General features: G+C 59.8%; 18 protein-coding genes and 6 pseudogenes. 18 read left to right on the top strand and 6 right to left on the bottom strand.

Annotated features, from left to right (window positions below):
* Positions 1-296 precede the first annotated feature (296 nt).
* The 13 genes and pseudogenes from traI to H2O14_RS26535 all read left to right on the top strand — a co-directional run bounded on the left by traI (position 297) and on the right by H2O14_RS26535 (position 11,347).
* Positions 297-923 carry an acyl-homoserine-lactone synthase TraI gene (gene traI / locus H2O14_RS26475; protein WP_182830275.1) on the top strand — a complete coding sequence of 209 codons (627 nt, stop codon included), beginning with the start codon at positions 297-299 and terminating at the stop codon, positions 921-923.
* Positions 924-925: 2 nt separating this feature from the next.
* Positions 926-1,896 (top strand): annotated as a pseudogene (gene trbB, locus H2O14_RS26480) (P-type conjugative transfer ATPase TrbB).
* Complete coding sequence (locus tag H2O14_RS26485) at positions 1,886-2,266, top strand: TrbC/VirB2 family protein (RefSeq protein WP_182830276.1); 381 nt, start codon at positions 1,886-1,888, stop codon at positions 2,264-2,266. Before trbB ends, H2O14_RS26485 begins: the two are co-directional and overlap by 11 nt.
* The gene (locus H2O14_RS26490; RefSeq protein WP_182830300.1) at positions 2,260-2,547 is read left to right on the top strand and encodes a conjugal transfer protein TrbD; all 288 of its coding nucleotides are present in this window, start codon (positions 2,260-2,262) and stop codon (positions 2,545-2,547) included. Before H2O14_RS26485 ends, H2O14_RS26490 begins: the two co-directional genes overlap by 7 nt.
* Positions 2,548-2,556: 9 nt before the next feature.
* Positions 2,557-5,011 (top strand): annotated as a pseudogene (locus H2O14_RS26495) (conjugal transfer protein TrbE).
* A complete protein-coding gene (gene trbJ, locus H2O14_RS26500; protein WP_182830277.1) occupies positions 4,983-5,786 on the top strand; it encodes a P-type conjugative transfer protein TrbJ in 804 nt (267 codons plus the stop codon). Before H2O14_RS26495 ends, trbJ begins: the two are co-directional and overlap by 29 nt.
* Positions 5,783-6,025, top strand: coding sequence for an entry exclusion protein TrbK (gene trbK, locus H2O14_RS29700; RefSeq protein WP_409526983.1), 243 nt, complete (start codon positions 5,783-5,785; stop codon positions 6,023-6,025). The genes trbJ and trbK overlap by 4 nt, the downstream gene beginning before the upstream one ends.
* A 2-nt stretch (positions 6,026-6,027) precedes the next feature.
* Positions 6,028-7,157 (top strand): annotated as a pseudogene (gene trbL / locus H2O14_RS26510) (P-type conjugative transfer protein TrbL); the annotation flags it as partial.
* A 21-nt stretch (positions 7,158-7,178) separates the two neighbouring features.
* Positions 7,179-7,840 (top strand): annotated as a pseudogene (locus H2O14_RS26515) (conjugal transfer protein TrbF).
* Between the two features lie 16 nt (positions 7,841-7,856).
* Positions 7,857-8,669: a P-type conjugative transfer protein TrbG gene (trbG, locus tag H2O14_RS26520; protein ID WP_182830278.1), complete on the top strand. Its 813-nt coding sequence runs from the start codon at positions 7,857-7,859 to the stop codon at positions 8,667-8,669.
* A 3-nt stretch (positions 8,670-8,672) separates the two neighbouring features.
* Complete coding sequence (trbH, locus tag H2O14_RS26525; RefSeq protein WP_182830279.1) at positions 8,673-9,110, top strand: conjugal transfer protein TrbH; 438 nt, start codon at positions 8,673-8,675, stop codon at positions 9,108-9,110.
* A 14-nt stretch (positions 9,111-9,124) separates the two neighbouring features.
* Positions 9,125-10,423 (top strand): IncP-type conjugal transfer protein TrbI, encoded by a 1,299-nt coding sequence (gene trbI, locus H2O14_RS26530; RefSeq protein WP_182830280.1) that lies wholly within the window; start codon positions 9,125-9,127, stop codon positions 10,421-10,423.
* 222 nt (positions 10,424-10,645) lie between these two features.
* A complete protein-coding gene (locus H2O14_RS26535) occupies positions 10,646-11,347 on the top strand; it encodes an autoinducer binding domain-containing protein (RefSeq protein WP_246697855.1) in 702 nt (233 codons plus the stop codon).
* A 1-nt stretch (position 11,348) separates the two neighbouring features.
* Here H2O14_RS26535 and H2O14_RS26540 read toward each other — a convergent pair whose 3' ends face one another.
* Positions 11,349-11,642 carry a transcriptional repressor TraM gene (locus H2O14_RS26540; RefSeq protein WP_182830281.1) on the bottom strand — a complete coding sequence of 98 codons (294 nt, stop codon included), beginning with the start codon at positions 11,640-11,642 and terminating at the stop codon, positions 11,349-11,351.
* Positions 11,643-11,809: 167 nt separating this feature from the next.
* On the opposite strand from H2O14_RS26540, the gene H2O14_RS26545 reads away from it, so the two are divergent.
* Both H2O14_RS26545 and H2O14_RS26550 read left to right on the top strand, forming a co-directional pair.
* Positions 11,810-12,034 (top strand): helix-turn-helix domain-containing protein, encoded by a 225-nt coding sequence (locus H2O14_RS26545; RefSeq protein WP_182830282.1) that lies wholly within the window; start codon positions 11,810-11,812, stop codon positions 12,032-12,034.
* Positions 12,035-12,044: 10 nt separating this feature from the next.
* A pseudogene (locus H2O14_RS26550) lies at positions 12,045-12,347 on the top strand (DUF433 domain-containing protein); the annotation flags it as partial.
* A gap of 8 nt (positions 12,348-12,355) precedes the next feature.
* Here H2O14_RS26550 and H2O14_RS26555 read toward each other — a convergent pair.
* From H2O14_RS26555 to traA, 5 genes and pseudogenes are all read right to left on the bottom strand, one after another.
* Positions 12,356-13,608 (bottom strand): annotated as a pseudogene (locus tag H2O14_RS26555) (ATP-binding protein).
* Positions 13,609-13,694: 86 nt separating this feature from the next.
* Entirely contained in the window at positions 13,695-14,303 is a 609-nt protein-coding gene (locus H2O14_RS26560) for a TraH family protein (protein WP_182830284.1), read from the bottom strand.
* A 14-nt stretch (positions 14,304-14,317) separates the two neighbouring features.
* Positions 14,318-15,478, bottom strand: coding sequence for a conjugal transfer protein TraB (locus H2O14_RS26565; protein ID WP_182830285.1), 1,161 nt, complete (start codon positions 15,476-15,478; stop codon positions 14,318-14,320).
* On the bottom strand, positions 15,468-16,028 hold the full coding sequence (gene traF, locus H2O14_RS26570; protein ID WP_246697866.1) for a conjugative transfer signal peptidase TraF: 561 nt from the start codon (positions 16,026-16,028) through the stop codon (positions 15,468-15,470). Before traF ends, H2O14_RS26565 begins: the two co-directional genes overlap by 11 nt.
* A gap of 2 nt (positions 16,029-16,030) precedes the next feature.
* Entirely contained in the window at positions 16,031-19,342 is a 3,312-nt protein-coding gene (gene traA / locus H2O14_RS26575) for a Ti-type conjugative transfer relaxase TraA (protein WP_182830287.1), read from the bottom strand.
* Between the two features lie 255 nt (positions 19,343-19,597).
* Between traA and traC the strand changes: the two genes are divergently transcribed.
* From traC to H2O14_RS26590, 3 genes are all read left to right on the top strand, one after another.
* On the top strand, positions 19,598-19,894 hold the full coding sequence (gene traC / locus H2O14_RS26580; protein ID WP_182830288.1) for a conjugal transfer protein TraC: 297 nt from the start codon (positions 19,598-19,600) through the stop codon (positions 19,892-19,894).
* A 4-nt stretch (positions 19,895-19,898) separates the two neighbouring features.
* Positions 19,899-20,114 carry a type IV conjugative transfer system coupling protein TraD gene (gene traD, locus H2O14_RS26585; RefSeq protein ID WP_113376220.1) on the top strand — a complete coding sequence of 72 codons (216 nt, stop codon included), beginning with the start codon at positions 19,899-19,901 and terminating at the stop codon, positions 20,112-20,114.
* Positions 20,101-21,580, top strand: a 1,480-nt coding sequence (locus H2O14_RS26590) for a type IV secretory system conjugative DNA transfer family protein (RefSeq protein WP_182830289.1), incomplete at its 3' end; no start/stop codon positions are given. The genes traD and H2O14_RS26590, both read left to right, overlap by 14 nt.

Consider the following 21,580-nt stretch of genomic DNA (forward strand, 5'->3'; position numbering starts at 1 on the left):
CAGCATGGCAAGAAAAATAGGGTTAACAAACCCCTAATGTGCACAAGCCAACGCGGTTACGTTGTCCGGAAAATTTGCGTTTCTTCAGCAATTCCGGTATCTTGCTGCTTGTAGAACGAAAGCCAAAAGATAGGTCCGCTAACACTTTTGCTAGTAAATCCGATGGCGTCAGTAAGGCTCGCCGCAGATAAATTCACACTTCAGCGCGAATCACTCGCTAACACTTTTGGCAGTAGATCGAACTCCTCAGCCCCGGCAAACCTCCTTGCGTCACCAACGCAAGGGAGATTTGCTCGATGCGCGTCGTCGCCATCAAGAACCCAAAGAGCGAAGCTGAGCGCCGCCTCATAAACGAAATGCACCGGCTCCGCGCCCGCATTTTCCGCGGTCGACTGGCATGGACTGTTCGTTGCACATCCGGTCTTGAGATCGACGGTTTCGACAAGCTAGAGCCGACATACGTTCTATGCATTGACCGCTCCGACGCAGTGATTGGTTGCGCCCGGCTCTTGCCGGCGATCGGCGGCACAATGCTGGAAAGGGTTTTTCCCCAACTCCTGGAGATGGACCAACTCGCTACTCACCATCGGATGATCGAAAGCTCCCGATTTTGCGTGGATACGAATGCAGCAGCCGAACGGGAGCAAGCGGGCCTCCACTCGGCGACACTCGCCATGTTCGCCGGGATCATCGAGTGGAGCATCTTAAACGGCTACCGAGAAATCGTCACGGCCACAGATGTCAGACTTGAGCGTATCCTCCGTCGCGCTGGCTGGCCTCTCACCCGCCTCGGCTCACCTGCCCAGATCAATGAAACGAAGAGCGTCGCCGGCCTGCTCCCGGCAGACTGGCTGAGCTTCGATCGACTTCGCCCCAGCATCTATTCCTCGAGTTTCTCACTCCATCAGAAGGAAGCGGCCTGATCATGCTCAGCACCCAAAACCGCTCACTCCCCCGTCTTGTCAGCAAGCTGCAAAATGCTCTGGGCGATCATTTGTGCGTGGCGCTCGAAGACCCGAGTGTCGTCGAGATTATGCTCAATCCGGATGGTCGTCTGTTCATCGAAAGGCTCGGTCACGGAATGGCCGCAGCTGGCGAGATGACACGCTCGGCCGCCGAAACCGTGATCGGGAGTGTCGCTCATGTCCTGAACTCCGAGGTCGACGACGAGCGCCCGATCGTGTCGGGCGAGCTTCCAATCGGCGGGCACCGTTTCGAAGGATTGCTCCCGCCTGTGGTCTCAGGACCATCGTTCACGATCCGCCGTCGTGCGTCGCGCCTCATTCCGCTGGATGACTATGTCTCGAGCAAGGTGATGACCGCAAAGCATGCCGAGATCATCCGCAGCGCGATTGCCTCGAAGCTCAATATCCTCGTTGCCGGTGGCACGGGATCGGGCAAGACTACCCTCACAAACGCGATCCTCGCCGAGATTGTATCGAGCTCGCCTGATGATCGCCTCGTCATTCTGGAAGACACAGCCGAAATCCAGTGCGCTGCGGACAATGCCGTGAGCCTGCACACGAGCGATGCCGTAGACATGTCGCGTCTCCTAAAAGCACGATGCGCCTTCGGCCGGATCGGATCATCGTCGGCGAGGTCCGCGATGGTGCAGCGCTGACCATGCTGAAGGCCTGGAACACCGGGCACCCGGGAGGGGTCGCAACGATCCACTCAAACAACGCACGCTCCGCACTACAACGTCTTGAGCAACTGACCGCCGAGGCCAGTCACCAGCCTATGCAGGCGGTCATCGCAGATGCGGTCGATCTGATTATCTCGATCGAACGAACCGCCAAAGGCCGGCGCATCAGCGAAATCCTTCACGTCACCCGCTTTGCAGGGGGCCAGTACCAGACAGAACCCTACGGACAGGAAAACCGCGATGCAGCATAAGAGATCACTCCTGACACTTGCCGTGATGGCCCTTTCTGTCGCCGCCGCCAGTTCGCCGGCTTTCGCCAGTTCCGGCGGAAGTCTTCCATGGGAAGGACCGCTCGAAAAGATCCAGGAATCCATCACCGGTCCGGTCGCCGGCTACATCGCACTGGCAGCGGTCGCGATTGCCGGCGGCATGCTGATCTTCGGTGGCGAGCTCAACGATTTCGCCCGCAGACTGATGTACGTCGTCCTGGTCGCCGGCATTCTGCTGGGTGCGACGACGATCGTCGGCCTCTTTGGCGCCACCGGTGCATCCATCGGCCTGTCAACAGATCAAGTCGCGCAATTTGTTTCAGACGATGAAGCGGGGGAGGAGGCATCGTGAGCCTCCACCGCAACCGCATTCATCGCGCATTGTCGCGTCCGAACCTCCTGATGGGCGCCGACCGCGAGCTGGTGCTGATCACCGGGCTTGCGGCCGTGATCCTTATCTTCGTCGTCCTGACGGTCTACTCGGCGCTCTTCGGAGTGGCCGTCTGGATCGTTATCGTCGGTCTGCTTCGAATGATGGCCAAGTCCGACCCTCTGATGCGGCGGGTCTATGCCCGTCACATTTCCTACAAGCCCCACTACCGGCCAACGGCCGCGCCGTGGCGAAGATACTGAGGTGTCCTGATGGTTGCCCTCAAACGATTCCGCGCGACCGGTCCCTCGTTCGCTGATCTGGTTCCATACGCCGGCCTGGTCGACAACGGCGTCCTGCTGCTGAAGGACGGCAGCCTGATGGCTGGCTGGTATTTCGCGGGTCCGGACTCCGAAAGCGCCACCGACCTCGAACGCAACGAGCTCTCACGGCAGATCAACGCGATCCTGTCGCGTCTGGGGACGGGCTGGATGATACAGGTCGAGGCCATTCGAGTGCCGACGGTCGACTATCCCACGCCGGACAAGTGCCATTTCCCTGACCCTGTCACCCGTGCGATCGATGCCGAGCGCCGTGCTCATTTCGGGCGGGAGCAGGGGCATTTCGAGAGCAAGCATGCGATCATTCTCACCTACCGGCCGCTCGAGTCGAAGAAGACGGCGCTCAGCAAATACATCTATTCAGACGAGGAGAGCCGGAAGAAATCCTATGCGGACACGGTCCTGTTCGTGTTCCGCAACGCGGTCCGGGAAATCGAACAGTACCTGGCCAACACCCTGTCGATCGCCCGCATGCTGACCCGCGAGGTACGCGAAAGGGGAGGGGAGCGGGTCGCACGCTATGACGATCTCCTTCAGTTCGTCCGCTTTTGCATTACGGGGAGAGCCATCCGGTTCGCTTGCCCGAAGTGCCGATGTATCTCGACTGGCTGGCAACGGCTGAGCTGGAACATGGCCTGACGCCGAAGGTTGAGAACCGGTTCCTCGCTGTCGTCGCTATCGATGGCCTGCCGGCAGAAAGCTGGCCCGGCATCCTCAACAATCTCGACCTGATGCCGCTGACCTACCGCTGGTCGTCGCGTTTTATCTTCCTTGACGCAGAAGAGGCACGCCAGAAGCTCGAACGGACCCGGAAGAAATGGCAGCAGAAAGTGCGGCCTTTCTTCGACCAGCTCTTCCAGACCCAGAGCCGGTCGGTCGATCAAGACGCCATGACCATGGTTGCCGAGACCGAGGACGCCATCGCTCAGGCATCATCCCAGCTTGTCGCCTATGGCTACTACACGCCTGTCGTCATCCTGTTTGATGAAGACCGCGACGCCCTGCAGGAAAAGGCGGAAGCCATACGCCGGTTGGTCCAGGCCGAAGGCTTCGGGGCTCGTGTCGAGACGCTGAACGCGACAGACGCCTTTCTCGGGAGCCTGCCGGGGAACTGGTATGCCAATATCCGCGAGCCGCTGATCAATACGAGCAACCTCGCGGATCTCGTTCCATTGAATTCGGTATGGTCGGGAAATCCGGTGGCGCCGTGCCCCTTCTATCCGCCGAACTCTCCGCCCCTGATGCAGGTCGCCTCGGGCTCGACGCCGTTTCGCCTCAACCTGCATGTCGACGACGTCGGCCATACCCTGATTTTCGGGCCGACGGGCTCCGGGAAATCGACCCTTCTCGCTCTGATCGCCGCGCAGTTCCGTCGCTACGAGTTTGCCCAGATCTTTGCCTTCGACAAGGGCAACTCGTTGCTCCCCTGACGTTCGCTGCCGGAGGCGATCACTACGAAATCGGCAACGATCAGAACGGGGAGGGAAGGGCGCTGGCGCTCTGCCCGCTCTTCGACCTTGCAACAGATGGCGATCGCGCCTGGGCGACCGAGTGGATCGAAATGCTCGTCGCCCTGCAGGGCGTCACCATCACGCCCGATCATCGTAATGCGATCTCGCGCCAGATCGGGCTGATGGCGACAGCGCCCGGAAAGTCGCTATCGGACTTTGTGAGCGGCGTGCAGATGCGCGAAATCAAGGATGCGCTCCATCACTACACAGTCGACGGCCCTATGGGTCAGCTTCTTGACGCGGAAGAGGACGGCCTGACGCTTCGGGACTTTCAGTGCTTCGAGATCGAGCAGCTCATGAATATGGGCGAGCGTAATCTGGCGCCCGTTCTCACCTACCTCTTTCACCGGATCGAGAAGCGGCTCGATGGCTCTCCGAGCCTCATCCTCCTCGACGAAGCCTGGCTGATGCTCGGGCATCCCGTGTTCCGCGACAAGATCCGGGAGTGGCTGAAGGTGCTCCGCAAAGCAAATTGCGCTGTGGTACTCGCGACCCAATCGATCTCAGACGCCGAGCGCTCTGGCATCATCGACGTGCTGAAAGAATCCTGCCCGACGAAGATCTGCCTCCCGAACGGCGCCGCACGCGAGCCAGGGACGCGGGAATTCTACGAGCGGATCGGGTTCAACGAGCGCCAGATCGAGATCGTCTCGGGCGCCATCCCCAAGCGCGAATATTACGTCGCCACGCCAGACGGGAGGCGGCTCTTCGACATGTCGCTCGGGCCGGTGGCGCTGAGCTTTGTGGGCGCATCCGGAAAGGAAGACCTGAAGCGGATCCGCGCGCTGAAGGCGGAAAACGGCCAGGACTGGCCTGCCCATTGGCTTCAATCGAGAGGAGTTCACGATGCCACGTCGCACCTCAACGTCCAGTAACTGGATCGTCGCAACGATGACCGCGGCAATCGCGCTGTCACAGATTGCTCCCGCCCACGCTGGATCTGCAACAGGAGCTGCCACCGAATGGACGCAGCTCGCGAACAATGCTCAGCTCATCGACCTTCTCAAAAGCTCCGGCCTGCAGGTCGATAACCAGCTGACCCAGATCACCCAACTGGCAGAGCAAATCCAGAACCAGCTGAAGATCTACGAGAACATGCTGCAGAACACGGCGCAGCTCCCTGATCATATCTGGGGTCAGGTCGAGGGCGACCTCAACCGTCTGCGCAGCATTGTTGATCAAGGGCAGAGCATCTCGTTCTCAATGGGCAATGCAGACGATGTCCTTCAGCAGCGGTTCAAGAGCTATGCGGATCTAAAGACCAATCTGCCCAATGCTGAATCCTTCTCGAGTACCTACCAGTCTTGGTCGGACACGAACCGGGACACGATCGGCAGCACGCTGAAAGCCGCGAGCCTGACAGCGGATCAGTTCGACACCGAAGAGGGGACGATGAGTTCGCTGCGATCCATGTCGGAGTCGGCCGACGGCCAGATGAAGGCGCTCCAGGTCGGACACCAGATCGCAGCCCAGCAGGTTTCCCAGATGCAGAAGCTGCGCGGCCTGGTTTCCCAGCAAATGACGATGATGGGGACGTGGCTCCAGACCGAGCAGACCGACAAGGATCTCGCACAGGCCCGACGTGAGAAATTCTTCAATGCCGACGTTTCCACGATCCCGAGCGGTCAGAAGATGGAGCCACGCTGGTGAGCCGACCGGTCCTTATCGTAGTGGTGCTGGCCGTAGTAGCTGCGGCGGCTTCCGGCACCACTTTCTATCTCGTTCAGGTGAACGCTTCGGCATCACCCCAGATGAGCGAAGAACAACGGATCACCCGGGAGAAGTTTTTCGGTACAGCTACGGAGCTACCGCCGATCGAAAAAAGGTCAGGAGATGCGGCCGCGATGGTGAAGCGAAATCTTGAACAGGCTCTCTTACTCGGGGAATAGCCTGCCTGATGCTGGCCACTCCAGCGTTCGCACAACAGGGACAGGTCCTGACGGAGCTTGAGAACCAGGTTTCTGCTGCCGCGAAGGGATGGGAGACCACCATCATGGATGCGGCAAGGTCGCTGTTCTGGATCCTCGCCGGGATCGAGGTCGGCATCGCCGCCGTCTGGCTCGCGATACAGGCCGCATCCCTTGATAGTTGGTTTGCCGAACTCGTCCGGCGCATCATGTTCATCGGCTTTTTCGCGTTTGTTCTCACCCAGGGACCGACGCTTGCGAAGGACGTCGTCAACAGTCTCTACCAGATCGGTGCAGGCGGTGGATCCGCCTCACCGGCCGAGGTGTTCGATGCCGGTATTAGGGTGGCATCGCAGATGTCCGAGCAGGCCAGGTTTGGGGTGTTCGAGGACAATGCGCTAGGGATCGCCGCCGTCCTTGCGATGGGCGTCGTCGTGATTTGCTTCTCGCTCGTTGCAGCGATCTTCGTCGCCGTGATGGTGGAGATGTATGTGGGGCTGCTGGCCGGTATGATCATGCTCGGCTTGGGGGATCATCCTTTACGAAGGATTTTGCCGTCCGCTATCTGGTCTATGCCTTCGGCGTCGGCATGAAGCTGATGGCACTCGTCATGATCGCAAAAATCGGGTCGGAAGTCCTCCTCGGCCTGGCGCAGGCACCGACCGCGGAAACCGATCAGTTCATTACCACCCTGGCCATCGCCGGCATATCTGTCGTCGTGTTCATTATCGCCATGTACGTCCCCAACATCATCCAGGGTGTCGTCCAGGGTGCATCTGTTTCCGGTGGCATGGAAGCTATCCGCCACGGTGGGCAGGCTGCTTCTTTCACGCTTGGCGCAGCATCTCTGGCAGCGGGCGCAATCGGAGCTGGCGCCGCAGCGGCTCAATCGGCACGCGCTGCAGGATCTTCTGTAGCGGGAGCCGCACTTCGCGGGATGGGTGCCGGGATCGGGTCGGCGGGGAAGGCAGCCGGGTCGGCCGCCAAAGAAAAGGCGATCGGTTCGCCCGGCGCCTATGCCGGTTCGATCATGGGGCTTGCCAACGCCAAGCTCGACCAGAGCCGCACCGGTCGAGCCGGCCCAAATACGCCACCCGAACGAAACGACAAGTAATCAACAGGAAGGCGACAAGCGATGGCAGCAAACCGGCCGCCCGACAGCCCCTACCTTGCCGCGCGGCAGGAATGGACGGAACGATATGGATCCTATGTCCAGGCCGCGCGCGCATGGCGGATCGTCGGCATTCTCGGACTCTCAATGGCCGTGATCGGCTTCACGTATGCCATGTATCTCAGCACGCAGGTCAAGCTGGTGCCCTACATCGTTGAGGTCGACAAGCTCGGCACGTCGGTGACGGCAGGCTTCCCCAGCAGATCGAGTATGCCGATGCCCGGGTCGTTCGCGCAACGCTCGGCAACTTCATCACCAGCCTGAAGTCGATCACGCCCGACGCGGTGGTGCAAAAGCAATATATCGATCGGACCTATGCCCTGCTCAGGACATCCGATCCTTCCACCCAGAAGATCAATGCCTGGTTTCGCGGCAATTCGCCGTTCGAAAAGGCCAAGACATCGACTGTCGCGATCGAGGTCAACAACATCGTGGCGCTCTCCAACCAGACCTATCAGATCGACTGGACCGAATACGAACGCGACCGCAAGGGCAAGGAGACCGGCACACGCCGGTTTCGCGGCATCGCGACCGTCGCGCTCACCGCTCCACAGGACGAGGCGATCATCCGCCTCAACCCGATCGGTCTTTATGTCCAGGATTTCGACTGGACCGCACAGCTTTAAGGGCAGGGGAATTCACATGCACAGAACAGGATTGATCGCCGCCGTCGGCTGCATGGCCGGGCTCGCCCTTGCGGATTGGGCAATCGCGCAAAGCATGACGTCGAACGAGGTGAAGGGGACCAACATTTCGCGGAAGTGGCGGGGAACGCCGGGTCTGGTCACGACTGGACCGGATGGCAAGGTCATCTTTCTGTTTGGCGAGACCCAGCCCTCCGTGGTTTGCTCGCCGCTTCAGGTCTGCGACATCGAGCTGCAAGGCGGAGAGATCGTCCGTGACGTGCTTGTCGGTGACACGGTCCGGTGGAAGGTCGAACCTGCGACGTCAGGGGCAACCGGCGGGCAGGCGATCCACCTGATCGTCAAGCCGTCGGAGGCCGGCCTCATCACGTCTATGGTCGTGACGACTTCCCGACGGACCTACCATATCCAGCTCAAATCCCATCCCAGCCAGTACATGGCCCGGATCGGTTTCGAGTATCCGGAGGATGTGTCGACCAAGCTGGCCAATATTAATGCCCGCCTCGAGACCGGCGGCATTCCCGGGACCGCTCCGGACAGGCTGAACTTCTCCTATTCGGTCAGTGGCGGAGCTTCTTGGCGGCCAAAGCGCGTCTATTCCGACGGCGCCAAGACCTATATCCAGTTTCCCCGGTCGATTTCCGGGCAGGACGCTCCAGTGCTGTTCGTCGTCAGCGGCGGGCAGAACCGCATCGTCAATTATCGTATGAAGAACGACATGATGATCGTCGACTACGCCGTCGACAAGGCCGTGCTCATCTCCGGGGTTGGCTGGCGCCAGCAGAAGATCACGATCCGGCGGGGAGGCTGACCGATGAACAAGACCATCGCCGCCATAATCATCACCGCCGTTCTTTCCGGTTGCCAGACTGCGGATGAAACGCTGACCACGAGTTCCACGCCGATTTCTGTCACTGGCTCCACCGCAAGCGCGATCGCCGGCGACATGGCAAGCCGCCTTGCCGAACAGGTCGGCCCGGCTGGCGCCACGACCCTCAAAATGGACAAGGACAAATCAGAATACGCCGCCGCGCTCGAGGCCGCGCTGAAGGGATGGGGATACACGGTCATTGCCGATGGAAAAGTCGGCAAGGATCAGAAGCCGGTCGAGATCGCGTGGGCGATCGACAGCTTCGACGGGCAGGTCCTTGCACGTGTCAGCACACCGGCCATCGCGCTCGGGCGGGCCTATACCGCGACGTCCGCCGGTGCGACGCCGGCCAGTCCGCTTTCGATCATGCAGCGAAACTGAGGGGAGGGGAGACCATGGTTCAATCGCTCCAGCTCGGCACGGCGGGCAATGCTGACGATCAACAGAGCATGCGACGCCTCAATCGCCTGCCGATCATCGTTGCGATCGTCATTATTGTTCTGTTCTTCGGTGTCGTGATCATCGGCCTGTCGTGGCGCGGTCTCTCCTTCAACCGCGGAAATGAACTCGACACCACCTCCGCGTCACCGGCGACCACGTTTGGCGATCAACTGAAACGCGGCGTGTCGGACGGGATCATAGGCGAACCGGAGAGCCGAGAAGTGTTTCAGCCGACGCCCGTCGTTGTCGAACGCGAGCCGGTGAAAGAGGCCGTCGTGGAGCGGCAGAACGAAGTTCGGACAGAACGGCGCTCGCGACTCGAGCCAGAAGCCGAGTGGAAGGCCCGGCTGAAGCGGGAACAGGACGAGCAAATTCTCCGCGAGGCGCAGCGTCAGAGGATGGCAAGCCTCCAGGCACGGGCAACAGCGCTCGATTCCCCGCTCAAGGTGGACGTCTCAGAGGTGCAGAAGAATGCTTCCGAAACCAGGATCGACACCCGCCAACCGCTCAATGCCACGACGAACAGTGCATCTGATCTCTACAGCGCTGCGATGAAGTCCGGTTTACTCGGACAGAACGTCGATCAAAACGGGCAGAACTCGAAGGAGGATTTTTTCAACCAGGACATCAAGGATCTCGGCTATCTGCCGAACCAGGTCGTCCCGCAATTCTCGCCCTACGAGTTGAAGCGAGGATCGGTCATCCCTGCCACGATGATAACGGGCCTGAACTCAGACCTTCCTGGACGAATTTCGGCACAGGTCAGCCAGAATGTCTATGACAGCGCCACCGGCTACCGGCTGCTTATCCCCCAGGGAGCCAAGCTGTTTGGCCGCTACGATTCCAAGGTGTCGTTTGGACAGGAGCGCGTGCTGGTCGTCTGGACCGACCTGATCTTCCCAAATGGGTCGACGCTTCAGATCGGCGGGATGGCCGGAACGGATGCCGAGGGATATGGCGGCTTCAAGGACAAGGTCGACCGACATCTGTGGCGCACGTTCGGGTCTGCTGCTCTCGTTGCCATCATCGGCACGGGGATCGACATGTCGATGCCGGAGAGTTCGACGCTTGCCACGCAGGATACGGCTTCAGATGCCGCGCGGCGAAATTTCGCCGAATCCTTCGGTCGTGTTGCAGAGCAGACCATCTCAAAAAATCTCAATGTTCAGCCGACCTTAAGGATCAGGCCGGGCTACAAATTCAACGTGTTGGTCGATCAGGATATTATTTTCCCGACTTCATATCGGCATTAGAAGAACCATCAGCGCAATCTGACCCCTCCGCCTCAAAAATTGAATCGCGGCACCATCACACAACTTGCGCATTCATATTCTTTCTTCTAGTACTCGACTTTCGGCGAGCGCAATCATGCGCTGCGCCTCCGTTTCGGAGCAACCAAGCCCTCGACAAAGGGTACTGCCATATATGACTGCAACCTTGTTGCGTTCATAACCTCACGCAAAGGAGGCCATGAATTGAACCAATGGTTTGAGCGTTTGACCGAGCAGGTCACCCTGGCGCATGACGATGCCACGGTAAAGATGACCTTGGAAAAGTTAAGCCGGGAAGCGGGTTTTGGGGCTTACGCCTATCTCAATCTGCAAGCAGAAACGCAAACGGCGATCTCGAACTATGATGTCGAGTGGCAGCAGCGGTACTTCGAAAAGTCCTACGCTCTGATCGATCCCGTCGTGCGTAGCGCACGCGATCAACCAGAGGCATTCGCCTGGTCCAATCAAACGTCGCTCCGGATGAGCAAAGAGCGCAGAAACTTTTATGGAGAGGCGGGAGAGTTCGGGATCAGATCCGGTATAACGGTCCCTATAAAAGCAGGATTTGGTCGGATGGCGATGCTCACGCTGGCGTCGGAGGGGGCAGATTTCGCCATGGGGCAATCACTGAACCCGGTGCTTGCCGCTTCTGCTGTCGCACAACTACACTCGCGGTTGGAAAGTCTGGGGGCGAAGCCGACCGATCGCACCCTAATTCGGATGAAATCGGACGAACTGACCTGCCTGCGCTGGTCGGCGGAAGGCAAGTCCATGAAGGCCATCGCCATTATCGAGAACACGACATATGCCAATGTCGCGTTCTTTCTGCGCAATGCCAAATCGGCGCTGGGCGCGACAAGCTTGCCCCAGGCGACGGCAATGGCCAAGGAGTTCGGCCTGATCTAGGTCAGTGCCCCTTAGATTTCGGCAAGTCGGGAATATAGCCCAGAATGTCGAGAAGCGTTGACACGACCGTCTGCTGCGCGTGGACGGCAATCATCGCCGTGATATAGGCCTGAATTGTTTCACGAGCCGTCTCGGGGTCAGCTGCGGTATCGACCTGGGCTTCAAGCATGACGGCGTCATCGCGCAGGCGGCGATGCTTCTCAATTTCACGCACGACGTGGCGCTCTATCTCTTCGGACGGCTGGTCACGCATCAATCCGATAAGTGGGCGCAATATGAGTTTGGTATCAGACACAGGCCCGTCTGCACTTGCTTTGAAGATTATCGGTGTAAGTACCGCCCATATCCTGCCGGTGTAAACCTTCTTTGGAATGAGGTATCCGCGAAGGCAAATCGGTTTAACGCGCGTTTACATATTATAGTTGATAAACTTAAAGTATGTAAACGACGATCTTTCGGCGCATGGATATGCGCAAGCTGGTCGGCCGAAATTTCGCCCGCCTCCGTCGGGAAAAAGGCCTGACGCAAGAGGATGTGGAAGCGCGCTCCGGCTTCAGCCAACAATACTTGAGCGATCTCGAACGCGGAAAGCGAAATCCGTCCATCGTTACGCTCTATGAAATCGCCCAGGCGCTCGGAGTAAGCCATGTTGAACTGGTTACGCCCCACAATGGAACTGGAGATTGAGTTGCCCCGTCGTGAGGCCGAAGACGCGATCGAGCGTGTTACGGGTGTCTGCGGCGGTGAGCCTATGTTCAGGGGCACCCGTGTTCCGGTTAGAATGGTTGCAGCCATGAGGAGCCAGGGCGCGACCACAGAGGAGATCGTTGCAGGTTATCCGTCGCTCACGGTTCGCATGGTCGAGCTTGCTGACATCTGGTCGACGGCACACCCGGTAAGCGGCAGACTATCCAGACTTTCAGACCTTGGCGCCACGGTGAACAACGCAAAGCGTTTCTCGCTACGGTTGCCACCAGGCAAAACCTCTTTAGACCGGTAAGTACCACTTCACATCGACCACAGGATTGAGAGGGGCGCAGCCTGGAGGCGCTCGGCAAACGGCGTGATGCGGTCATGATCATGCAGGACGAGGCCACGCACGAAACGGTCACCGACCGCTGCCTGCAACTGACGTAACCCACGGAAATCATCGGCCCGGACGGTCGCAGACGCTTTCACTTCAATACCAATGATCCGCCCACGCCGATCCTCAATCACGACATCGACCTCATCCAGATCCTTCGTTCTATAATGCGAAAACGAAACGCGCCTCTCGGACCAGGATGCCAGTTTCATTAGTTCGGAAACGACGAAACTTTCTAGCAGCGCGCCAAATCGGGTCTTGTCATCAGATAGCCTCGCCAGTTCGTCCTCACGCAAAGCCGCCAGAAGTCCTGTGTCGATGAAATGGAGCTTCGGCGTTTTGACAAGCCGACTGAGCCGGTTGTTCGACCATGGCGCCAAAGTTTTGACAAGGAATAACCGCTCCAGGATGGCTATGTATTTCTGGGCGGTGACCCCGGACAATCCCAGCGCCGAGCCGAAGCTGCTATTGTTGATCAATTGCCCGGCATGTTCCGCAAGGATGTTCAGGAGGCGCGGCAAACGATCGAGCTGATCGATGTTGGCAATGTCGCGCACGTCGCGATCCAGGATCAGACTGACATAGTCTTCGAGCCACGAGACGCGACGGGCCGACGTGGTTCGCCTCAAGGCTTCAGGGTAGCCGCCCGCCAGAACGATGCTCATCAGTTCCTTGCCCAGAACAACCTCACCCTTAATGGCTGGTTCCTCCCCGCAAACAAACGATCGAGCATGAGACCAGGACTTGATCGGATTTCGGCCTGCGCAAATGGAAGAAGGGGAATGACTGCCATTCGGCCGGCCAGAGAGTCAGCAATAGCCGGAATGGTCGCGAGATTGGCGGAGCCCGTTAACAGAAACCGCCCCGGCTCCTGATCGTCATCCACGCTTGCCTTGATGGCAAGCATCAGATCAGGGGCTCGTTGGACCTCGTCGATCACCGCCCGCTTGATCCCGCGGATAAACCCTGTGGGATCGGCTTTTGCGGCATTCAGCGTACCCGCATCATCCAATGTAATGTATGGTCGATCCTCGTCCGAGAACATGCGCGCTAGCGTGGTCTTCCCGGCCTGCCGAGGTCCGGATATCAAGATTACCCGGGTATCGGCGAGCGCTGTCTTTACGAGAGGCCGCGCTTTGCGATCGACAAGGGTCTTTGAATTCTGGCGTTCGTTCATACGGCCATTCTTAACTGAATTCGCGTCTATTTTAAAGTAGCGCACCGTCCATTTTTAATCCATTAGGCGTTCAATCGTGATCATCCTCACCTCTGGCCGCCGATCCTGGTCAGATCGATCCGGATGCCAGCATCATCAGGCTTGATCGGCGTTTCCCCCGGCGTTTCAGAGGGTGTATCATCCTCGGCTTTGCCGGCATCGTCGGCCTCCACCTCCGAACGCTGCACCACTGCGCCACCCGGATCCTCGGCCTGAAACACGCTCTCACCCTCGAACTTGCCGGTCCGCCAAGCGTGAACAGCATCGTCGAAGAGCTGCGGGAACACCTCTTCGCTCATCGGGTTTCCATACCAATTCGCGACTATGCGAAAGATCTTTGAAAACATCGATGTGCCCATCCGCAGATTGGCGCAAGGGTCAACCAGATCAACATTCAGCTCCGACGCGTCCTTCAACCCGATGCCAGCAGGGATCTGGGTGAGGCCGACCCGGACGATAGAGCCACCGATGTTCTCGCGGACGATCTCGATTGCTTCTTCGGGTGTCTTCGGTTTGGGAATGAGGATCAGACGGTCCCCGAACTTGACCGTGATGGCCAGCGGGTCCTCCGAGCCAGCGGCCTGCACGAACTGTTCGACGATTGCCGGCTTCAGCGACGGGTCGGCACATTCCTTGATCAAGGCAGCGTCCAGCATGCGAGCTCCAATCCCTAACTGTTGAACGAGATGACGAGAGGAAGGTCGAACAAGCGGGCCCAGGCCTCACTGCTTGCCCGTTGAATGTTGATGATCGATGTTCCCGCGGTCCACCAGCCGTTCCCGACTGCGACGATGGCGCCGGGTCGATGGAGCGCCGATTGAAGGATCGGCCAGACGAGAAGCTGTTCATAGCAGATCAGCGGCGCCACAGTCTGGTTGCCGACGTCGACAACGGGATTAGCGAAGAAATGTGCCCGAGCGCCGCCTTGATCGCCGATCCAGGCTCGCCACGGCTGCCACATCGACCCGGGGACCGGCATCCGCTCCCGATAGAGAATATTGGTTCCATCAGCCGACAGTTTGACGAGCACATTGTCGTAGCCTTGGCCGTCGATGGCGGCCGCTCCCGCGATGACAGTGACGCCCGTTCCGGCGATAGATCGCTGCCAGACGCTGCCAGCCGTCGGCGTCCAGAAACCGAGAGCACTTTCCGGTAAAACAATCGTCGTGCCCGGCGGGTGGAGGCGCACGATGTCGATCAGCTTCTGTTGCCGCTCGAGGCCATCTTCGCGTCCGAGAGATGCGCCCATTTCGAGGTCGACACCTATCCACGACGCAGGTAGAATCGGCGGCGTCCACTCAGCGGCGGACCAGAGCCAGAAGCCTGCCATGGCCAAGGCTGCAGCCGGCCGATACCGCGTCGTCGTGACGATCAGGCCGGCTGCCATCGCTCCCAGACCCCACCATCCCCAGCCGGGAAACAAAACGCCCGCAGCCGTGATCGGATGCGCCCATCCCAGAATGCCCAGGGGAGGGACCGCCATTGCGACGCATGCGGCCAGATAGCGAAGCGGCTTCTGCCATCCCTCGTGATCGGCCCAGAGCACGGAGTGAACGGTGATGAACGCGGAGGAGGCGACCAGCCAAAGGAGAAGGCCAGGCCAGATATCCTGCCCATAGAAGTTCGCCACGCCTTGCGGCAGTCCACGCGATGCAGCTAGGAAGTAGGCAGCAGAGATCGCCGTTGCGTGCAGGCGCTTCCGCGCCAGAGACCAGAGCATAGGGAATGCCCCAGCGACGGGCAAGAGAAGCACGTCACCGCTCCAGCTGATCCATCCAGCGCTCGTCGACAGCGCGATGAGGGCACCTGATCGGAAGAGTTCACGGCGCATAGGTCCACACCTCTCGCGCCAGTCCGAGGATGCCATCCGACGGCGAAGGACCGAAGTAGCGGCTATCGAACGATCCCGGAAACTCGGAATGCAGGAAGACTGCGCGGGGCGGAACGATGCCCCCATCGTAAGGCACCATCTTACGACCCTGACCGTCCACCCGTGCTATACGCGAATGGAGCAGCGGCCGACCATCAACACGCACATCATCAGCAATCTCGATCGCCTGTCCGGATGTCGCCACCACCGTTTTGATCAATGGTGCGACCCAACCGGCGCAGAGGCCGAAGCGCAGATATCCACGCGCACGCGCCGCACGCGTCGCGTCAGTGTCCGGTGGGCAAATGAAGACCAGATCGCCAACCAGGATAGGACGATCGGGTTTGACGATCCGCCACAGGCCCAGCGGCTCGCTGAGTGTGAGATTGACCCTGAAGCCGTGACCTCCGAGCAGCACAATGAGGCCAAGCGTAAAGAGGCTGACGCTGCTGATCCGATAGAACCAGACGAGCCGCTTCATGCGCCGGAGCACTTTATGTCGATGGCGCATCTTCATTTGAGGATAAGCCCCTGAGATTTCGTCTGACGCGGTGTCTCAGCCTGCTTGAGTGCCGTCACACTGCGCTCATGGGCGTTCAGTTGCTGGACCGTCCGCATCGTATTCCAGGCCTGTTGCACCTCGCTCTTCTGGGCAGCACTCATGCCTGATGTGACGCGCTGGAACGCCTCTCCATTGGCATCCTTCGCTGCGAGTGGCAGGAACGTCCTTTCTCCGAACCGCTCGGTAACTGCCTTGGCGAAACCTTCTAATTCTGCCTTCACCATCTTATCGGCAAGCGCATATTCGAGGCCCGAGGGCAGATCATTCCTGTCGATGGCATCGCGGACGCGTTCCAGCACGCTCTTCGCATTGGACGAGAGGGCAGGGATCTCCAGCGAGACCTGCCTGCGCACCGCCAGCTCCTCGGCGTGATTTCGCCGCTCGGCATCGCCACGCTGGCGGAGATAATCGCTGATGCTGTCGGCGAGCGGCGTCACATTTTTGAGCGCCCGGTCCCGGTCGACCTTGTCGCCGCGGCTGGCGAGTAGACCCGTCTTGCCCTTGAGTGCACCGAAGGTTTCAGGCTCGCTGGCAATCCTGGCGATGGTCTTTTCTGCAGCTGCCTGGTCGTCGCGCAATATCGCATCGACGTTGACGGCTTTGAAGGCGCTTTCCGGCTGCGCGTAGACGTGATGGAAGCGCATCGAGACTTCTTCCCATTGCTTCTTGAGCGCTGGGTCTGCGGCGAGCTTATCCTCGACGGCTTGGTCGATCGATTTCGGAAAGGTGGTGATACCTGATACCATGGGCTTGGCCTCCTTAGCTGACGTTCGAATTGTGTTGGCCGCCGACGTTGCGAAACCGAGCCTGGCACCAATAGCCGCAAGCTTGCCGGCGAGATCGACGAGCCTTGAGCTCTGCCGCACCGTCCATTCGAGACGATCGCGCGCAACCGTTCTGGCGACGTTGATGATGTGAAGGCCGCGCGCTTCGGCGAACCGAAGTGCTTGGCCGTAGAGGCTGCCGCCGGCATAATCGAGTGTCATTTCCTTGGAATTCCTCCGCGACAGTATTTCGACCAGACCGCCAGCCTTGGTGAAGGATCGGCTGCCGGAATAGACGCCCAGATCTTCACGGTGGCGGGTCATCGCGACGTAGGTGAGGTGGCGATCAAGCGAGAGGGATGCCAGTACCTTGACCCGGTCGACCGTGGCGCCTTGGGCTTTGTGCACCGTGGTCGCGTAACCGTGATCGACGTTGTTATAGAAGTGCTGTTCGACCGTAACTTGGGCGCGATGTTCGCCCTCGCCAATCACGGCCACGAGGCGACCCGGTGTGGCTTCCAGCACCTTGCCCAGCATGCCGTTCTTTACGCCGATCGAACCCTCGTTCTTCAGGAAGACAATCTGGTCGCCGGCTGCAAAGTTGCGGTTGCCATCGGCGGTTTTGAATACAAAGCCCCGCTCGATGATGCCGCGCTCGATCAGTTTCGTGCGCGCCAGCTCATTCAGCATGCGGACGTCACGGCGCAGGTGCGCAAGGATCAATGTGGACTTCGCAGGATCGTATTCGCGGTTCCAGTCCGAGATGAGGTTGGTGACCGCATCGGCCTTCAGCTCTGAGCCGATCATCTTGCCGTTGGACTGATAGGCTGCGAGGGCTTTGCCGACATTGCCACGCGCGAGATCGAGCGAAGCGTCGCGCATCCATTGTTCACGCTGGCGATAGATGGTTTCGAGTTCGGCATAGCCGATGCGATCGGCAATGGCGCGGAAGGCAGCACCCGCTTCGATCGGCTGCAGTTGCTCCGGATCGCCGACAAGCACGAGCTTGGCGCCGGCTTTGGTGACAGCTTCCACTAACAATGCCATCTGCCGCGACGAAACCATGCCGGCCTCGTCCAGCACGAAGACCGTCCGGTCGTCGAGCTGCCCGCGACCTTGGCTCCAACGAAGCTCCCAGGACGACAACGTGCGCGAGACGATACCGGCTTCCTTCTCCAGACCTTCTGCCGCCTTGCCGGCGAGCGCACCACCAACCACACGATAGCCGGCCGCTTCCCATGCCTCACGGGCAGCCTTCATCATCGTGGTCTTGCCGGCGCCGGCCCGGCCGATCACGGCGGCGATCCGCTCACCACCGGCAACGTGTTCGATGGCGACCTTCTGCTCGTCGGACAGCCGTTCGTGGCGCGCGAACGTCGCCTCGAGCACTGGTTTCTGGACGCCATGCGACGAGCGTTGCGAGAGCCAGATTGCCCGGTTGGCCATCTCGGCTTCGAGGCGGATCAGTTCGCGTGTCGTGTATTTTGCCGGCGCACGGACCCCGGTCACGAAGTCCAGACGTTCGCGATCGAGCCGGAGGGTTTCGGGGTTCTGAAGGATCCGCGCTATCAAGCTTTGGAAGAGGCCCGCATCATCGACATAGCGATGCAGAATCTTGGCGACATCGCGTTCGTCGAACACGCTCTTCTCCCGCGTGATCAGGTCGAGTACGATCGCTGGATTGCGCTGGATTCGTTGAGCGTTCTCTACTCGCCGCTCCTCCAGCAGCTCCAGCCGTTCGAGCGCAGCCTTCTCCTCCGCACCGACAGCCTTCCGCTCGATCGCCTTCGTGCCAACACCGAGATGGATGGTGGGCGTCAGCTCAATTCCCTGCTTCTCAAAGGACCGGCCGTCGATCCTGATATCGAGGCCGGCAAGTGCCAGATGCCGGTTCTGGCAGGCAAACCAGCCGTCGCGAAACGCGTTGAAGTCATCGAGCCCACCGGCCCAGAGCTGGTAGACGATCTTGCCGCTGTCATTGCGCAGCGCTTTGCCGTCCGGTCCCGTGACCACCACCCTCTTCGAACCGAACCCGTCGGCGGTCAGCGGCCGCAAAGTGGTCATCAGATGGATATGCGGATTGCCCGGCGCGTCGTGGAAAACCCAGTCAGCCACCATGCCTTCGGCCGTTATGTGCAGCGCTACGAATTCCCGCACGAGCTCGATGTTCTGCTCAGCCGACAGCTCTACCGGCAAGGCGATGGTGACGTCCTTTGCAAGCTGTGCATCAGACCGTTTCTCGAAAGCCTCGACCTCGTTCCAGAACGCTTCCGACGCTCCCGAAACAGACCGATCGGCAATCATCGATTGCAGCCATTCAGGCGCATCGGCGGGGATGATAAACTCCTCATGAAGCAGGCCCTGCTTGCGGGTGTAGTCTATCGTCCGGGCTTCCCGCTCATAGTCCATCTTGGCGCAGTGCCGGTAGGCCGCCGACAGCACCGCGCTGCGGCCGGAGCCGCGGGCGACGATGCTGACTGAGAAATGCGGGACGGCCATGACGAGGCAAGCTCCTTCGATCGAACAAAATCAACGTGTTCGTCAGGAGCGGAAGGCCCCGCCAGGGGGCAAAAGCAGAGCGTCGCATCAGCGACGTATAATTGCGCCCTTCGGATCCGTCCTTGCGAACGGATGGGATGATGCTCAAAAGCGTAGGCTCCGCCTACTCGCATTTCTGTTAGTAGATCGGCACGCCGATCTGAACGACTCTGGCTACGTGAAGCACGTCATGCAGCAACAGAGGACAATCCAGAGATGAAGAAGCCATCCTCCAAGATCCGCGAAGAAATCGCCAAACTCCAGGAACAGCTCAAGCACGCGGAGACGAGAGAGGCCGAGCGCATCGGTCGCATCGCGCTTCGGGGAGGTCTTGGCGAGATCGAAATCGAGGAGACCGACCTTCAGGCGGCGTTCGAGGAATTGGCGAAGGGCTTTCGCGGAGGCAAACTCGGTTCGGTCGGAAAGAAAGGGGCGGGCGACAGCAGCACGGGCAGCGGGCAGACCGAGGCGCTCGCGTCTGGCTCGGCTTCGGGCGGCGTTGGCGAGGCTTGAGCGGATGAGCAGGAACGCAACGTCCGACGCCCGAAAGAAGGACACGCGCGACAAGATCGAGCTTGGCGGCCTCATCGTCAAAGCCGGTCTCCGCTTCGAGAAGCGGGCTCTTCTGCTCGGCGCATTGATAGATCTGCAGCGCCGGCTGAAGTCCGACGGCCATGAGCGATCACGATTGACAGCGATCGGGGCGGAGGCGTTCGGCAATGAAGGCGAATAGGGTCGCTCTCGTCATTCTGCCCGCGGTCATGATGGTGGCGACCGTGTTCGCTATGACAGGGATGGAGACATGGCTTTCCGGGTTCGGAAAGACCGAGGCGGCAAAGCTTGCCCTGGGACGGGCAGGGGTCGCGGCGCCATTCGTAACGGCCGCAGCTCTGGGCCTAGCGTTTCTGTTTGCTACGGCCGGGTCGGCGAGCATTCGCTCTGCAGGCGCTGGCGCCGCAATCGGAAACGCGGCCGTCATTCTGACAGCTTGCGTGCGCGAAAGCATGCGTCTTGTAGCGCTCTCCTCCCAGGTGCCGGAGGGAAAATCCGCGCTATCCTATCTCGATCCTTCGACCATGATCGGCGCAGCCGCGGCAATGATGTCCGGCTGCTTTGCACTACGCGTGGCGATGGTCGGCAACGCCGCCTTCGCCCGGGCAACGCCCAAACGAATTATCGGCAAGCGTGCCCTGCACGGCGAGGCCGACTGGATGACACTTGCCGAAGCGGAGAAGCTGTTTCCAGGCACTGGCGGCATTGTAGTCGGCGAGCGGTATCGCGTCGACCGCGACAGCGTTGCCAGCGTATCGTTTCGTGCCGACACCAAGGATACATGGGGCACCGGTGGAAAGTCCCCGCTGCTCTGCTTCGACGGATCGTTCGGTTCTTCGCACGGCATCGTCTTCGCTGGATCGGGCGGTTACAAGACGACGTCAGTGACGATCCCGACAGCGCTGAAATGGGGTGGCTCGCTCATCCTGCTCGATCCCTCGAACGAGGTCGCTCCCATGGTCTCAAAACATCGCGAGGCGGCAGGCAGGCGCGTCAGAATTCTCGATCCGCGCAAACCCGCGACGGGCTTCAATGCACTCGACTGGGTCGGCCAGTTTGGCGGCACAAAGGAGGAGGATATTGCTTCAGTCGCGTCGTGGATCATGAGCGATAGCGGTCGTGCGAGCGGGGTCCGCGACGACTTCTTCCGTGCCTCCGGCCTCCAGCTCCTGACGGCGATCATCGCCGATGTCTGCCTATCCGGGCATACGCCGAAGGAGCAGCAGACGTTGCGTCAGGTGCGCAGCTACCTGTCGGAGCCCGAGCCGAAACTCAGACAGCGCCTGCAGGATATCTACGATAACTCTGGATCGGATTTCGTGAAGGAGAACGTCGCTGCCTTCGTCAACATGACGCCTGAAACATTCTCCGGCGTCTACGCCAACGCAATCAAGGAAACGCATTGGCTTTCTTACCAGAACTATGCGGCGCTCGTCTCCGGCTCGACATTCCACACCGAGGATATCGCGTCGGGCAAAACGGACGTGTTCATCAATATCGACCTGAAGACGCTGGAGACCCACAGCGGATTAGCGCGTGTCGTGATCGGCTCTTTCCTGAACGCGATCTATAATCGTGATGGTGCGATGGAAGGGCGAGCGCTTTTCCTGCTCGATGAGGTCGCCCGTCTCGGCTACATGCGCATTC

It is taken from the genome of Rhizobium sp. G21, assembly GCF_014158035.1.
Classification (GTDB): domain Bacteria; phylum Pseudomonadota; class Alphaproteobacteria; order Rhizobiales; family Rhizobiaceae; genus Rhizobium_E.